Raw genomic sequence first — 14,979 nt, 5'->3', positions numbered from 1 at the left:
TTGACGCCGTTTTTTCATTGTTGTGAATCATATCTCTATGCTAAGACTACTCGGTTTTCTGGTACTGGCTCTGGCTGCGTCTTCAATACATGCAATTGATCGCGGTTATGAAACGCATGAGCACCGTACTAAAAAAATGAAGATTGCTCCGCAGCTGCAACAGCCGGATATGGAAATTTATATCCTTGGTCTGACTATTCATGACAATAAACGCACGGTCACCTTCAGCCTGCTTCGTAAAGAAACCAAAGCGCCGGTAATTTTTGAAGAACTTGCGCTGGTACACACGCAACGCATCCATGCCATGATTATTGATGACAGCCTGGAAGATTATAGCCATGTCCATCCGGTAGCAACGAACAAGCCCGGCGTGTATAAAATCACTTTTGATGCCAAAAGGAGTACTGGCAATTACACCTTATGGCTTGATATTACTCCGCAAAAGACCAGAAAACAGCTTATTCTTTCATCGATTTTGCCCTTTGGTAAATTTAAACCGGCAATTATCAAGCGCGTCCCATCCATGACTGCTACCGTGAATGGTTATACCTTCAAACTCTCGTTCAATACCCCTGCCCTGATCGTAGGCGAACCATCCATGGGTAAAGTAGAAATTTTTGATTCCCAAGGACAGCCAGTCAAAAACCTGGAACCAATCATGGGCGCCTATGCCCATATTGTCGGCTTTAGCGATGATCTGGAATCACTGGTACATATCCACCCTATGGGGCCTGAGCCAGTGAATATGACTGACAGAGGCGGTCCTGTACTTGAATTTCATTTAGAGCCTGAAAAGGCTGGATTCGTCAAATTGTTTGTACAAGTAATGATTAACGGTAAGGAGATATTTGCCCCCTTTGGCCTGGATATTGTGAAAGGCTATTAATAAAGGTCCGGAGCGCTGCCAACTGCTTAATGTTTCCATGCTGGATTGTTTCACTTCGTTTGCAATGACAACTGAATATTATCTATACTGAAAAGGCCGTAATATTCTTTGCACAAAATTATCTTGCAGGTTCCTGCGGTGAGGCAATTCTGTGCCGAGGTTATATTTAACTGAGGGGATTAACCATGAAAATAAAAACAATTTCAGCCGTTGTATCAGCGTTAATTTTAATCAGCTCTGCCGCTCACGCCAATTGGGTATGTAATGTGGCAAACAAACGTGGCGAGCATTGGACATTTACCGCACCAACTCAATCAGCAGCGCAAGGTATGGCGCAAACCGCCTGTGATAATAACAGCTATAACATCGCTAATTGTAATCCAGTCTGCTTTGACAACGGCGTTTCAGGCGGACGCTGGCATTGTGTGGTAAGCAACCTGCGTAATGAGCATTGGTCGTATTTTGCGCCCACTCAGGATCAGGCAATGGCTTTGGCTAAAAATGCCTGCGATGCAAATAGTATTAATCCTAATAATTGCAATCCGTCTTGTGTGCCAGAGTAGAAAGGTAAAATCCGTCTGGGCTGAAGAAGCGCTGTCTCGAAGTCTCAACGCAAGCCTTCGAGACGGGGCTTGCGCCCCTCCTCAGGCCAAACCAGCTGCTAGTCCAGCAAACCTAACTCTTTTACCATATCACGCTCTTGACGCAACTCATTCAGCGTAGCATCGAATTTGGCTTTACCGTATTCATTCAGCGGCAAACCTTCAATAACACTCAAGTTACCGTTATCACGACGGCAAGGGAATGAGAAGATTAAACCTTCATCAACGCCGTACTGGCCAGTAGAGCTCAGGCACATTGAGAACGACTCGCCTGCTTTGGTGTCAGTCACCAGATGATTGACACCCTGAATAGCCGCGTTAGCTGCAGAAGCTGCAGATGAAGCGCCACGGGCTTTAATAATCGCAGCGCCGCGCTGTTGTACAGTCGAGACAAATGTGTCTTTTAACCAGCTTTCATCAGTAATCACTGTTGCAGCGGATTTGCCATTAATTTTAGCGTTATAAAAATCAGGGTACTGAGTTGCTGAATGGTTGCCCCAGATAGTCATATTGCTGACAGCAGTAATATCAACACCAGCTTTTTGAGCCAATTGAGTGCGGGCACGCAGCTCATCAAGCGTCGTCATCGCATAGAATCGGTCATTTGGGATATCACGCGCATGGTGCATGGCAATCATACAGTTCGTATTACATGGGTTACCAACTACAAACACACGGACATCATCAGCAGCGCGATCATTAATAGCCTTACCTTGTTTAGTAAAGATACCGCCGTTAATCTGCAGTAAGTCAGAACGCTCCATGCCTTGTTTACGAGGCACTGAACCCACCAGCAATGCCCAGTTAATTCCGTCCATTGCGTGATTCAAATCAGCCGTACAGACAATTTTTTTCAACAAAGGAAATGCGCAGTCATCCAGCTCCATTGCAACGCCTTCCAGCGCAGGCAGAGCCGGCTCCAGTTCAAGTAATTGCAACTCAACTTCGGTATTGGGTCCGAACATCTGCCCTGAAGCGATACGAAACAGTAAAGCATAACCAATTTGGCCTGCTGCCCCAGTGACTGCTACTCTTACACGGTTACTCATTATTCTTATCCTTCTTTAACCACTGTTTAACTAATAACAACGCAGCAATACTGCGCGCCTCCGACCTTGCATAACGGTTTTTCACGCATTATACCCTTTCTGTTTTGCCGGTAAACCTTAATTCATGATACTATTGCAAGCATTAACAAGCCAGCCCGTTTTTAATACAATGCTACCCGTATCGCTTTATATTCATATTCCATGGTGCATCCGCAAGTGTCCTTATTGCGATTTCAACTCTCACAAAAGCCCCGGGCAATTGCCTGAACAACATTATATCGACGCGCTGCTGGCTGATTTCAAGCAAGATTTAAGCCATTTTCCGCACCGGTTTATCCATAGCATTTTTATCGGCGGCGGAACGCCAAGCCTGTTATCAGCCGATGCTTACCACTCTCTGTTGACCGAGCTGCAAAAACATGTGACGTTTGCGCCTGAGCTTGAAGTCACGATGGAAGCTAATCCCGGCACCGTCGAACAACAGCGATTTAATGATTACCGGCAAGCCGGTATTAACCGCCTTTCGCTGGGAATACAAAGTTTTAATGCCGATAAACTGAAAACTCTTGGCCGCATCCATGACGACAAACAAGCGCATAAAGCGATAGAAACCGCACGCCGTGCCGGGTTTGACAATTTGAATATTGATATCATGCATAGCCTGCCTGGCCAGTCTGCCGCCGAAGGGCTGGCAGATTTGACTACAGCACTGACTCATCAGCCAGAACATTTATCCTGGTATCAGCTGACGATCGAACCGAATACTATATTTTACAAACAACAACCCCAGCTGCCTGATGAAGATACCAATGAAGCGCTGGAGCTGGAAGGTTTTGAGCGCTTGGCCGCCTACGGTTTCCAACGTTATGAAATATCAGCCTTTTCCAAACCCGGACGCCAGAGCCGTCACAATCTGAATTATTGGTTATTTGGCGATTATTACGGCATAGGCGCTGGAGCTCATGGAAAATTAACTGTTTCTGCTCCCCATCAAATCTATCGCACCCGAAAGCAACGGCAACCCACGGATTACCTCAATCCAGACAAGCAGATCATGGCCGCCAGTGAACTGCTATCCGCAGACTCTCTCCCCTTTGAGTTCATGCTCAATACTACCCGCCTGCAGCAACCGATTCCGCTGTCTCTTTTCACTGAGCGTACCGGGCTTGATTCAGAATTGCTGCAACCTCGTCTTGAAAAAGCAGCCAGCCTTGGTTTGATTACATTAAATGACAAACATTGGCAAGTGACTGAATTTGGCAGGCGCTATACTAATAATTTACAGGAAATGTTTTTACCAGAACAGGTAATTACCTGAGTCGCCCTGGTTTCAAAAATATTCCCGGACTCAATCTGCACCTCCCTTAATGCACATCAAACAACAAGACTGCCTTATTTTTGACACTCCGGCAGGTTTTCGCTACAATAATGGCCATACAGTCCATTTTTAAACCCTCATTATGAGCCGTCCCAGTCATTTTTTTAAAGACGCCGCCTCCACGATCAGAATCGGCAAAAAAAGGCAGAAAAAAAATCTTCAGAAAAAGAAGCCTGAAACAATCCGCTCCCGTGCGTATGCTAAAATTGGCGGAATAGAGCTCGTTACCGCATTGTTACAAGTTGCAGAAACCCTCTGTTATGCCCTTGAAATCCCTTATCTATTATTAAAAGGTAAAATGGCAGACAGTGTTAACTCAGTGGGTAATATAATACTTACCGCGTTAACAGCCACTTTGAATTTTATTAAATTCGCCTGTTCTCTCCTATTGACGCTACTTAATATTCCACGAGATACAATCAAAGCATTGCAATCAAGCCCGGATACAACCAGTAGCCTTGATAAAGCGCAGAGTAATCAAAATTTACCATCAATGTGAGCTTGTTATATGAATTTAATTTATTCTTCACATTACTCCCGCTTTCAATGATAATAGCGCTTCTATTTGACCAGGAGACGTCATGGGCGAGATTCTGTTATTCTTTTTATTAATTGCTATTGGTTATATTTGCGGCTCTTTTTGCTCAGCAGTTATTGTCAGCAAACTGTTCGGCTTACCGGATCCACGCAGCGAAGGCTCCAAAAATCCGGGCGCAACCAATGTCCTGAGACTGGCCGGAAAAAAATATGCAATTATGGTACTGGTTACCGACATGCTTAAGGGCGTTATCCCTGTCATCCTGGCCAAAATACTGGGAGCCGGCTTAACTACCCAGGGATTTGTCTGTTTCACTGCCGTATTAGGACACATGTACCCGGTATTTTTCGGTTTCAAGGGCGGTAAAGGCGTTGCGACAGCTCTGGGCGCTATTCTTGGCTTAAACCTGATTGCAGGCGCTGCGGTTATTGCAACCTGGCTGCTGATTGCCAACTTCTACGGTTACTCCTCACTGGCATCAATTATTTCAATCACCTTGGCTCCGTTATATTCAATTTTGATTCTAAAAAACATGGATGCGTTTCCGCCGCTGTTTTTCATTACCCTGCTTATCCTTTATAAGCATGCCGACAATATCACCCGGCTATGCGACGGCGAAGAACCTAAAATCAAATTCAAGCAAGACAAACATCAGTTATCCGACATAACAGACGAAATTATCGTTGAAAGCAGCTCCAAAAATCCCGAGGAATAGTAGGTTGGGTCGTTTCGACCCAACAAAAACCTACGCCTCCAGCGGCCAGCGCGCCTTAACCTCTACCGACCAATTCTCGTCCCGTTGCCCCGCCAGCAACCGCAAACAACCCGCATAAGCAACCATTGCGCCATTGTCCGTACAATATTCAATACGGGGAAAATAAAGCTCTCCCCCAACATCCTTGACCAGGCGCGCTAATCCCTCCCGCAACGCCCGATTGGCCCCTACCCCGCCAGCAACCACCAGACGTTTAATCTGAGTCTGCTGAATAGCCCGCTTTGATTTAATCAATAAGGTTTCAACTACCGCCTGCTGAAAAGCATAGGCAATCGCCGCCCTTGCCTTTTCATCCTTGCGCGAATTACTCCAGGCCGTTAACGCATGCGTTTTTAAACCGCTGAAACTGAAATCCAGCCCCGGCCTGTCAGTCATGGGCCGCGGAAATACCGGCGTCACTTCGTCAGGCAATGGCTTGTACTGATCTGCAAGGCCGGCAAGCAATGCACCGCCGGGATAAGGCATGCCCATTAATTTGGCCGTTTTATCAAACGCCTCTCCTGCCGCATCATCAAGCGTATCGCCAATAATTTTATATTTTCCCAGCCCCTGCGCCTCAAGCAATTGAGTATGTCCACCGGACACCAGCAAGACCAGAAAAGGAAATTCCAGCTCAGGCATATCCAGTCTGGCCGCCAGTAAATGCGCCTCCAGATGATGTACCGCGATAGCCGGAATCTGTAACCCCAAAGCCAGACTCTTGGCAAAACTGGCGCCGGTTAACAATGCGCCGATTAAACCGGGACCAGCGGTATAGGCAATCGCATCAAGCTGCGACTTTTCAAGCCCTGCCTGCTTCAAAGTCTGATCAACTAAAGAAACAATGTATTTTACATGATCACGCGAAGCAAGCTCAGGTACAACGCCGCCATACTGCTCATGCAATTTAACCTGAGAATGCAGAGTATGCGCCAACAAGCCCCGTTCAGAATCATAAATAGCAATCCCGGTCTCATCACAGGATGATTCCACCCCTAAAACACGCATTTCTTCTCCTGCTTCATTTTCGAGTTATAAATCACGGGAGCCAAGTATACCGGTAAAAAAATAACATACCAGACAAAAAACCTTGACGATTTGACAAACTGCCACTAGAATTGCCAACCTATTACATTTAATTATATCAGAGGACTTATTAATGCCCACAGTTCGTGTGAAAGAAGGTGAAAATCCTGAATACGCACTCCGTCGTTTCAAACGCTCTTGCGAAAAGGCTGGAATTTTAACTGAATTACGCCGCCGTGAATTTTACGAAAAACCAACTGCTGAGCGCAAGCGCAAGCAAGCCGCTGCTATCAAGCGTCATTTGAAAAAAATCTCTCGTGATGCCAGTTCTTCTTCCCGTCGTGGCGGTAAGAGACGTAAATAAATGAGTATCAAAGACCGTATAAATAGTGATGTTAAAGAAGCGATGCGTGCCCGTGAAAAGCAAAAGCTGGACACGCTGCGTTTAATCACTGCTGCAATCAAACAAATCGAAGTCGATGAGCGTATTACGGTCGATGAAGAACGCATGCTGGTCATCCTTGATAAGCTGGCCAAGCAGCGCAAAGAATCCATTAGCCAGTTTGAAGCCGCAGGCCGAACTGATCTGGTAGAGCAAGAGCAGTATGAACTTGAAGTTATCAGTCAGTATTTACCAGAGCCGTTGTCGGAATCAGAAGTTAACGCCCTCATCGAGAAAGCAATCACTGAACTCAACGCTGAGAAAATCAGCGACATGGGTAAAGTCATGAACTACCTGAAACCGTTGCTTCAGGGTCGTGCCGACATGAGTAAAGTTAGTGGATTAATCAAGGCCAGACTGAGCTAATAAGGTAATGTCCGGCTTGATACCTCGGCCTTTTATCGATGAGCTTCTGCACAAAACAGATCTCGTTGAGCTTATTGACGGCTATGTTCCGTTAAAAAAAAGAGGCAACAGTTATTTAGCCTGCTGCCCTTTTCATTCTGAAAAAACCCCATCCTTCAATGTCGTTGCCAAAAAGCAGTTTTACCATTGCTTTGGTTGTGGCGAAAGCGGCAATGCCATCAGCTTTGTGATGAGTTACTTAAACCAAAGCTTCGTTGATGCGGTGGAAACACTTGCCTCCCGCCTGGGTATGCAAGTTCCCCGCGATAGCCAGCCTGAAAAGACTCAACAAACTCTAAGCCTGTATCAGCTCTTACAACGAGTCAGCCAGTTTTACCAGCATAGCCTGAAAAATAATGGTGCAGCCGCCGTCGATTACCTTAAAAACCGTGGCTTGAGCGGTGAAATTGCCAAACGCTATCAATTAGGCTATTCGCCTGCCGGCTGGAATACGCTGGAGCAGCATTTCAAGCCCAATAAAGCCGAGCTTATTACTACCGGCATGCTGATTAAAAACGATGATGGTAAAACCTACGATCGCTACCGCAACCGTATTATGTTCCCTATCCATGATCGCCATGGCCGGATTATCGGTTTTGGCGGCCGCGCTATTGATTCGGATCAAAAACCGAAATATCTGAATTCGCCCGAAACCGTTATTTTTCAGAAAAACCGGGAATTGTACGGCCTGCACCAAATTATTCAGAATAATAAAACCATTGACCACATTTTAATTGTCGAAGGCTACCTCGATGTCATCGCGCTAGCTCAGCATGGCATTAATAATGCCGTAGCGGCACTTGGTACAGCAACCAGTACGTACCATATCCAGCTGCTCAGCAAACATACCCGGCAAATTATTTTTTGCTTTGACGGCGACGCTGCTGGCCGGCAAGCAGCATGGCGCGCGCTGGAAAACAGCCTGCCGCAGATGGACGGCGACTTAGACGCCCGATTCGTATTTTTACCTGAAAATCACGATCCTGACAGCCTGGTCAGAGCCGAAGGCAGTGAAGCATTCAAAAAACGGCTGGCACAAGCAATACCGCTTAGCCAATACTTCATCGATACATTAAGCGAAGGCATTGACACGCACAGCATTGCCGGTAAAAGCCGGTTGCTCAATGCCGCCACCCCATTCCTGCAAGCTATGCCTGAGAGCAGTTATAAAATTCTGCTGGTTGAAGAACTGTCGCGGGCGACACATATTGAAAACCATCGGATTACCCAATTAAGCCAAGAGAAAAAGGTAACCCAGGCTGATCGCCCCAAAAACTCACCAATCAAGCGCTCGCCAACCCGTTTGGCAATTGCCCTTCTCATCCAGCATCCGGAAATTTTTAGTAAATGCCAGAACGACATTGCAATCGATGAGCTCGATAGCGAGGAACAGGCGTTACTGCAACAACTCCTCAGACAAGTTGCAGACGCTCCGAATACCAATACTGCGGCACTTATTGAGCCCTGGCGCAACAGCGATTACTTTGATTCCCTTATTAAACTGGCCAGCTGGCAACATCAAGTGCCTGAAGAAGCATTAGTCAAAGAATTTATTGATATTATCAATTTTTTACAAAAACAGAGCCTTGAAAAAAAAATTAACCAATACATTGCAAAATCCCGAAAAGAAGGCTTAACTGTGTCTGAACGAATGTTATTACAAAATATGCTGAAACAGCGCCACCAAACCGTGCATGATAAAAAATAAAGCACTTTTTTGCTGGCATGTTTAGTATAGCGGGTTTATAATTAAATCCTTTTGTAGATTTAATCACTCTTGATAAGTGCCTATGACCATGAATGAACAAGAACAGCAGCGCTCGCAGATCACTAAAGTGATAAGCCTTGGTAAAGAACAGAATTATCTGACTTATGCCCAGATTAATGATTTGCTTCCCAATATTGTTGATACGGAACACTTTGATGTCATCATCAGCATGCTTGAAGGCATGAACATCAAAGTATTTGAACTACCGCCCAGCGAAGATGAACTGGCACTGTTGGGTAACACCGAAGAAGCGCCTGAAGACGTTGAAGAAGCGGCGGCGGTTCTTGCCTCTGTCGACAAAGAAACTGGTCGTACAACCGATCCTGTACGTATGTACATGCGTGAAATGGGTACTGTTGAACTGCTGACTCGTGAAGGTGAAATCCGCATTGCCAAACGCATAGAGGAAGGTATTTATCAAGTACTGAAATCACTGGCTCACTATCCGGAAACTGTCCAGCTGGTGCTTGACGATTACGAACGTGTTCTGGTTGAAGAAATCCGGCTTAGCGAAATTATCAGCGGTTTTGCAGACGGCGAAGGCGATGAAGCCGCCCCTGCCTCCAGCATCGGCTCCATGCTCGAAGAATCAGATGACGCTGTTAGCGAAACTGCCATATCGCTTGACGATGAGGATGAAGACGGCGACGGCGATGGTACTTTGTCTGAAGCTGATGACGGCCCCAGTCTGGAACAGGCACAAATTTATTTTGATGAGTTACGCGCTACCTATAATGACGCGATGGATAGTCTGCGCAAGCTTGGCCGCAATAACAAAAAAACGCTCCAGCTGCTTGAGCTCATGTCAGAGGCATTCCTTAAACTCAAACTGACATCAAGACAGGTTGATAAACTGACACGCCACTTCAGACAGCTGCGCAACCACATTCGCGAATTTGAGCGCACTATCATGCGGTTATGCATTGAAAGAGCCCGCGTTCCACGCAAACTGTTTATCGATACATTCCCCGGTCAGGAAACCGATCAAAACTGGCTGCCAGACCTAATTAGCAAACACGGCAAAAAGCTTGATATGACCCGTATTGAAGAATACAGCGAAGAAATCAAGCGCCTGCAATCGAAACTGGCCGCTTTTGAAGACGAATACGGCTTAACGATTGCGGAAATCAAAGACATCAACAAAAAGATGTCAATCGGCGAAGCCAAAGCACGCCGTGCCAAAAAGGAAATGGTCGAAGCCAACCTGCGTCTGGTTATTTCAATCGCCAAAAAATACACCAACCGCGGTTTACAATTCCTCGATTTGATTCAGGAAGGCAACATCGGTCTGATGAAAGCGGTCGATAAATTCGAATACCGCCGCGGCTACAAATTCTCAACCTACGCCACCTGGTGGATTCGTCAGGCCATCACTCGCTCTATCGCGGATCAAGCCCGCACAATCCGTATCCCGGTACATATGATTGAGACCATTAACAAACTCAACCGCATTTCCCGCCAAATTCTGCAGGAAACAGGCCGCGAGGCAAGCCCTGAAGAACTGGCGCAAAAAATGGATTTGAGCGAAGATAAAATCCGCAAAGTATTAAAAATTGCAAAAGAACCCATTTCGATGGAAACACCGGTAGGCGATGACGATGATTCACACTTAGGCGACTTTATCGAAGACGTGAACATCGAATCCCCAATCGACAAAGCCACCGCAGCCGGCTTGCGCGAAGCCACTCTGGAAATCCTGGAGACACTTACACCAAGAGAAGCCAAAGTCCTGCGCATGCGCTTCGGTATCGAAATGAACACCGACCATACACTGGAAGAAGTAGGCAAACAATTCGACGTAACCCGCGAAAGGATCCGTCAAATCGAAGCCAAAGCCCTACGAAAACTGCGCCACCCCTCCCGCTCCGAGAAACTGCGCAGCTTCCTGGAGGGAGATGACACCTAGTCTTCCCCCAAAAGTTGATGGATAATGCCCACAAGCATTATCCATCAAAAAAATAAAAATATTCTGGCATTATGCCGAATAAGCGATTACAATTACACCGTTTTCGGGCCTATAGCTCAGTTGGTCAGAGCAGCGGACTCATAATCCGTTGGTCCTAGGTTCAAGTCCTAGTGGGCCCACCAATTAAAGCCAGTTAAATCAATAACTTACAATCGACTATCCCAACCCCTCAAAAACCATTGTGGGGATTTTGTGGGGCACAGTAAACACAAACTCATAAACTAACTACCTTACGTCCATGAGATGTATCTTTTTCTTTCCTATTATTTGGATTACGAAGCAACGTGAGAATTACCCCACTTTGTTGCTTTTCGCAAACCTTATTTCCAGCTTCATATAGATTCTGCAATTCAGCTGATGAGTAATGTGTTGTAATACGACCTGAACGATGCCCAAGCAGATCCTGCCTGTCTTCAAAACTCACTCCCACAGAACGCAAGCGTCTGCCAAAGGTGTGTTTCAGATCATGAACACGCACAAACTCCAAACCAGCTTTCTTACGAGCCTCTTTCCAGCCTGTATTATTTATACGGGTAATCGGATTGCCTTTAAAGGTAAACACAAACTGCTGATGCTTTCCTCTTTGATTATCAACTACCGATTTTGCCGTTTGATTACAGACAACCAAGCGCTCTTCACCATTTTTAACCATTTCAGGCGGAATGATAAAAACCATTAAGTGTGACAACTGAGGGATCTTAATTTCCCAATCCCATTGTAAGTGACACACTTCACTCTCTCTGCATCCTGTATTCACCGCAAATAGAGCCATTTGCTCTAAATGCGATGGCAACTCAGCAAAAAGCTTATGTTGTTCATCCCAACTTAACGGATAAGGCTTACGTAAATCATCTTCTGGCAATAATTTAATTTTGGGTGCATGCAACAACCAAGTTAACCCAAATTCATCAATCCATTCGGTTGCAGCCAAATTACAGATACGACGTACTATTTTTAGACCATGGTTAATCGTTCTTGTTTTAACCTGATCCTGACGTCGCCCGTCAATAAATGGCTGTAAAGTTCCCATATGAATCGAGTCTAAAGGCATTTTACCTATATACTGAACCAGAACACGTAAACGCCCTGCATCAGAATCAATGCTGCGCTTATGTTGGTTTTCATCCAAAAATTTAATTGCTGCTTCCATAAACGTGCGTTTGGGTCTTACTCCAAACACACTCGCTTGCCTTATTTCTTCTAAACGTTTTGCAAAGTATTTTTCTGCTTCTTCGAGGTTGCCCGTACCAGTGCTTTCTCGAATTCTGCATCCAAAGACCGCTTTATCGATGTGCCAATAGTCACCTCTTTTGAAGAGACCCGGCGATTTTTTTCGTCCCATTGTTCCAAACTCCTCTGCTTGGTTACCGCAGGACGACCACTACACTGTATATAATCGTCCACCCAGGCGTCTAAATCAAGTCGATCAAATGCAACCCCCTGAACTCCCATTGGAATTTCAACCAAGTTAGGTCTGACATCTTTATTAAATCGATGACGATCCATACCTACATAGGTAGGAGCGTCTCTAAGACGGATTAGCCTTGGTAAAATGCTACATATGCTCATATGTCCTCCAAACCCTTGGTGAAAATAGTGATTTTCTTCACCTGGGTTAATACCTGGTTTATTTTGCGTTCCATAAAAAATTCAGCCGTTTATTGAATGTTGAGTGATTTCATACTTGATTACCTTGGGCTTACCCCATTGATACATTAATTTGTCTAAAGCTTTTAGGAAGAGGTAAATATTTTTTAAACTGCTTTTCTTGAATATGTATTTCAAGAATCATTTGATATAAACGTACTAATTGCATATCGGAAGAAAAATTACTTGGTACAACATTATCACAATAAATTGTACGAATATTTTTTATTGAAGAATTAGAAAGATCCGCAATATTCTGTAAACTGTAGTTGGTAGATTCCAAAATATATTGAATAATTCCTTTATAAATTTGTAACTTGGTATTCATCTCCATGAACAACACTCCTTTAACTATCTTATCGGGTAGCTAACTTATTCATTACAAATTCAAATTATCCTCTATTTTATTTGCTGGTATAATCAACAACGTGATATATTGACGATAATTATTCTATTTAAGAATGTGATAGCATATTAATTGAATAAGTATATTCAATTAATGATAAATTATATGCGTATGCACATTTTGTCAACCATGTAATGAATAATTTTATTCATTTTAATTGGAATATTTTCTAAATGACGATGACGTTAAGTAACAATTTACAACAACTCATGCGAATTCATGGCAACACATCTGTAAGTGAATTAGCTCGATTAACAGGAATACCGCAACCAACTATTCATCATATCCTTACTGGTTCAACAAAAAATCCACGCAAAAAGGCTTTAGAAGAGTTGTCGCGCTTTTTTTCTATATCTGTAGAACAATTAATTGGCCAGGAGCCATTACCCACAATTATTCCTGATGGAGTAAAGAAGGATTTGCAAATTAGCGCTATCCCTATTGTTGAATGGAATGTATTAAAAAACTGGCCAGCTAGTAAAGCTGATATTCGAGACAATCAAGAAATACTACTCAATAAAACAATAGCAAACGATTCTTTTGCTTTGATAATCCCTGATGATTCAATGCTGCCTCGTTTTCAGCAAAATACATTGTTGATTTTTGATTCTGGTAAGACGCCTAAAGATAGAGACTTTGTAATAGTACATTTATCAAAAGACAATAAAATTGATTTCAATCGTTTGTTTTATGAAAATAACTCTTTCTATTTACGCCATGATTTAGGTGATGGAAATTTGCAGTTAACCAAATTAGACCCGTCCCATGATCGCATCCTTGGAGTACTCATTGAAGAACGGATCCAGCACTAATTTGTTGTTCGATTTCAATGGGTCCTTCATTTAAGCTAAATACGAAGGGATTAAAGTTTGTATGGATGTCGTAATGATCTACTTGCTCGACCTTTTTAAGATACTTGACCAATAACCATGCAGGAAAAACCATAAGTACTGCGCAGCCCATTTTCCATAGATAACCACAAACCATCATCCATCCAAGATGGTGATCTGTCAATTTACCAAAATAATTAAGTAAGTCCACGATAACGGTCAGCAATGCTTGGCCTAATGCAGTGGAAAGTAAACTTCTTAAAATGAAGAATTTACCTTTTAGAAAAATTTTCCATTTTGATAGCAAATAAATGTTCGTCAACTCTCCAATGAGCAAGCCTATTAGCCCTGAGCAAACATATCTTAATGTGGGATCGAAAACGATTTGATAAGCTGTAGCTTGCGTAAAAAACTCCGGTGCAGGAAGGTGGGATACTGTAATGACAACCAGGGAAAAAAGAAACTCTGCCAACACACCAATCCAGATAAACAATCGGGGATAGGCATAACCATATACTTCACCAACAATATCACAAATACTAAAGGTTAGAGGAAATACAAAAATACCTCCAGGCTCTAGCATTGTACCAACTTGAGTAATTCGGCTTGCCAAGCAGACTGTGGACAATAAAAACGTTAGATAGAGACCTAATAATAGATAAGGATACTTATATTGCTTCTTACGTTCCAAAGCGGCAAAAACTGAGACTGTAAATAATTTTGTGTAACTACATTTTTCAAAAAACTTCCTTTCTCAAAACAATACTCCTTACACTAAAACTATATACCTTTTTTGATTTCGTATTCTTTTACTGTTTCTCTAACACCAGCCATATAACCAATTCTATTAGCATCTTCAGGCTTAAACTTTGCTATTAATTCTTTATCTTTCGAAAGTTCAGAAGGTGATTTTTTTATCGTAGTTGCTTTGAATTTAGATTTTATTTCAAGCAGATATTCATCGACTTCAGACGTCATATGCTGGACTACAATAGAGTAATCAGGTTTTAATCGCTCTACTGTAGCGATATAAGTAAGAGTCCGAACGGTTTTAGAATCCAGATTATCTATTAACTCATTGTCCATGATGATATCACTGATATTTTTTTCTTTTATATGTCTTTCGGACAATTTAACTACTGCTTTTGTAAAGCCAGTTTTTTTACACTCAAAAATATCAACGATCTCATACTGTGGCTTTTTTGCTGTTTCAGCTACAAACTCCTTTAGCATGCAAGCTAACCACTCATACCAACCAATCTTTTGTTTCATAATCCTTTAC

15 protein-coding genes, 1 tRNA gene and 1 pseudogene are annotated in these 14,979 nt (G+C 43.5%); 11 read left to right on the top strand and 6 right to left on the bottom strand.

Features of this window, described 5'->3' with window-relative positions; all coding sequences use genetic code 11:
• Positions 1 to 37 precede the first annotated feature (37 nt).
• Both ACFORL_RS11495 and ACFORL_RS11490 read left to right on the top strand, forming a co-directional pair.
• Positions 38 to 886, top strand: coding sequence for a hypothetical protein (locus ACFORL_RS11495; RefSeq protein ID WP_382344150.1), 849 nt, complete (start codon positions 38 to 40; stop codon positions 884 to 886).
• A gap of 185 nt (positions 887 to 1,071) precedes the next feature.
• Positions 1,072 to 1,449, top strand: coding sequence for a hypothetical protein (locus tag ACFORL_RS11490; RefSeq protein ID WP_382344148.1), 378 nt, complete (start codon positions 1,072 to 1,074; stop codon positions 1,447 to 1,449).
• A gap of 98 nt (positions 1,450 to 1,547) precedes the next feature.
• Here ACFORL_RS11490 and ACFORL_RS11485 read toward each other — a convergent pair whose 3' ends face one another.
• A complete protein-coding gene (locus tag ACFORL_RS11485; protein ID WP_382344146.1) occupies positions 1,548 to 2,537 on the bottom strand; it encodes a malate dehydrogenase in 990 nt (329 codons plus the stop codon).
• Positions 2,538 to 2,706: 169 nt separating this feature from the next.
• On the opposite strand from ACFORL_RS11485, the gene hemW reads away from it, so the two are divergent.
• From hemW to plsY, 3 genes and pseudogenes are all read left to right on the top strand, one after another.
• Positions 2,707 to 3,855 carry a radical SAM family heme chaperone HemW gene (gene hemW / locus ACFORL_RS11480; protein WP_382344201.1) on the top strand — a complete coding sequence of 383 codons (1,149 nt, stop codon included), beginning with the start codon at positions 2,707 to 2,709 and terminating at the stop codon, positions 3,853 to 3,855.
• A gap of 142 nt (positions 3,856 to 3,997) precedes the next feature.
• On the top strand, positions 3,998 to 4,414 hold the full coding sequence (locus ACFORL_RS11475) for a hypothetical protein (RefSeq protein WP_382344144.1): 417 nt from the start codon (positions 3,998 to 4,000) through the stop codon (positions 4,412 to 4,414).
• A 91-nt stretch (positions 4,415 to 4,505) separates the two neighbouring features.
• Positions 4,506 to 5,165 (top strand): annotated as a pseudogene (gene plsY, locus ACFORL_RS11470) (glycerol-3-phosphate 1-O-acyltransferase PlsY); the annotation flags it as partial.
• 33 nt (positions 5,166 to 5,198) lie between these two features.
• Here the strand turns inward: plsY and tsaD are convergent.
• On the bottom strand, positions 5,199 to 6,215 hold the full coding sequence (gene tsaD / locus ACFORL_RS11465; protein WP_382344142.1) for a tRNA (adenosine(37)-N6)-threonylcarbamoyltransferase complex transferase subunit TsaD: 1,017 nt from the start codon (positions 6,213 to 6,215) through the stop codon (positions 5,199 to 5,201).
• A gap of 151 nt (positions 6,216 to 6,366) precedes the next feature.
• On the opposite strand from tsaD, the gene rpsU reads away from it, so the two are divergent.
• From rpsU to ACFORL_RS11440, 5 genes are all read left to right on the top strand, one after another.
• On the top strand, positions 6,367 to 6,597 hold the full coding sequence (gene rpsU, locus ACFORL_RS11460; RefSeq protein ID WP_382344140.1) for a 30S ribosomal protein S21: 231 nt from the start codon (positions 6,367 to 6,369) through the stop codon (positions 6,595 to 6,597).
• Entirely contained in the window at positions 6,598 to 7,041 is a 444-nt protein-coding gene (locus ACFORL_RS11455; RefSeq protein ID WP_382344138.1) for a GatB/YqeY domain-containing protein, read from the top strand.
• A gap of 7 nt (positions 7,042 to 7,048) precedes the next feature.
• Positions 7,049 to 8,788 (top strand): DNA primase, encoded by a 1,740-nt coding sequence (dnaG, locus tag ACFORL_RS11450; protein WP_382344136.1) that lies wholly within the window; start codon positions 7,049 to 7,051, stop codon positions 8,786 to 8,788.
• 82 nt (positions 8,789 to 8,870) lie between these two features.
• Positions 8,871 to 10,754 carry an RNA polymerase sigma factor RpoD gene (gene rpoD, locus ACFORL_RS11445; protein ID WP_382344134.1) on the top strand — a complete coding sequence of 628 codons (1,884 nt, stop codon included), beginning with the start codon at positions 8,871 to 8,873 and terminating at the stop codon, positions 10,752 to 10,754.
• 105 nt (positions 10,755 to 10,859) lie between these two features.
• Positions 10,860 to 10,936: transfer RNA gene (locus tag ACFORL_RS11440), tRNA-Ile, on the top strand.
• 92 nt (positions 10,937 to 11,028) lie between these two features.
• Here the strand turns inward: ACFORL_RS11440 and ACFORL_RS11435 are convergent.
• Both ACFORL_RS11435 and ACFORL_RS11430 read right to left on the bottom strand, forming a co-directional pair.
• On the bottom strand, positions 11,029 to 12,156 hold the full coding sequence (locus tag ACFORL_RS11435; RefSeq protein ID WP_382344132.1) for a tyrosine-type recombinase/integrase: 1,128 nt from the start codon (positions 12,154 to 12,156) through the stop codon (positions 11,029 to 11,031).
• 357 nt (positions 12,157 to 12,513) lie between these two features.
• Positions 12,514 to 12,795 (bottom strand): hypothetical protein, encoded by a 282-nt coding sequence (locus tag ACFORL_RS11430; protein ID WP_382344130.1) that lies wholly within the window; start codon positions 12,793 to 12,795, stop codon positions 12,514 to 12,516.
• Positions 12,796 to 13,040: 245 nt separating this feature from the next.
• On the opposite strand from ACFORL_RS11430, the gene ACFORL_RS11425 reads away from it, so the two are divergent.
• Entirely contained in the window at positions 13,041 to 13,679 is a 639-nt protein-coding gene (locus ACFORL_RS11425) for a helix-turn-helix domain-containing protein (protein WP_382344128.1), read from the top strand.
• Here ACFORL_RS11425 and ACFORL_RS11420 read toward each other — a convergent pair.
• Complete coding sequence (locus ACFORL_RS11420; RefSeq protein ID WP_382344126.1) at positions 13,654 to 14,388, bottom strand: queuosine precursor transporter; 735 nt, start codon at positions 14,386 to 14,388, stop codon at positions 13,654 to 13,656. The two genes, ACFORL_RS11425 and ACFORL_RS11420, sit on opposite strands and share 26 nt — an antisense overlap.
• 89 nt (positions 14,389 to 14,477) lie before the next feature.
• Complete coding sequence (locus ACFORL_RS11415) at positions 14,478 to 14,969, bottom strand: hypothetical protein (protein ID WP_382344124.1); 492 nt, start codon at positions 14,967 to 14,969, stop codon at positions 14,478 to 14,480.
• Between the last annotated feature and the right edge of the window lie 10 nt (positions 14,970 to 14,979).

This window comes from Legionella dresdenensis, assembly GCF_042649825.1.
Taxonomy (GTDB): domain Bacteria; phylum Pseudomonadota; class Gammaproteobacteria; order Legionellales; family Legionellaceae; genus Legionella_C; species Legionella_C dresdenensis.
This window is presented reverse-complemented; position numbering and strand designations above follow the sequence as displayed.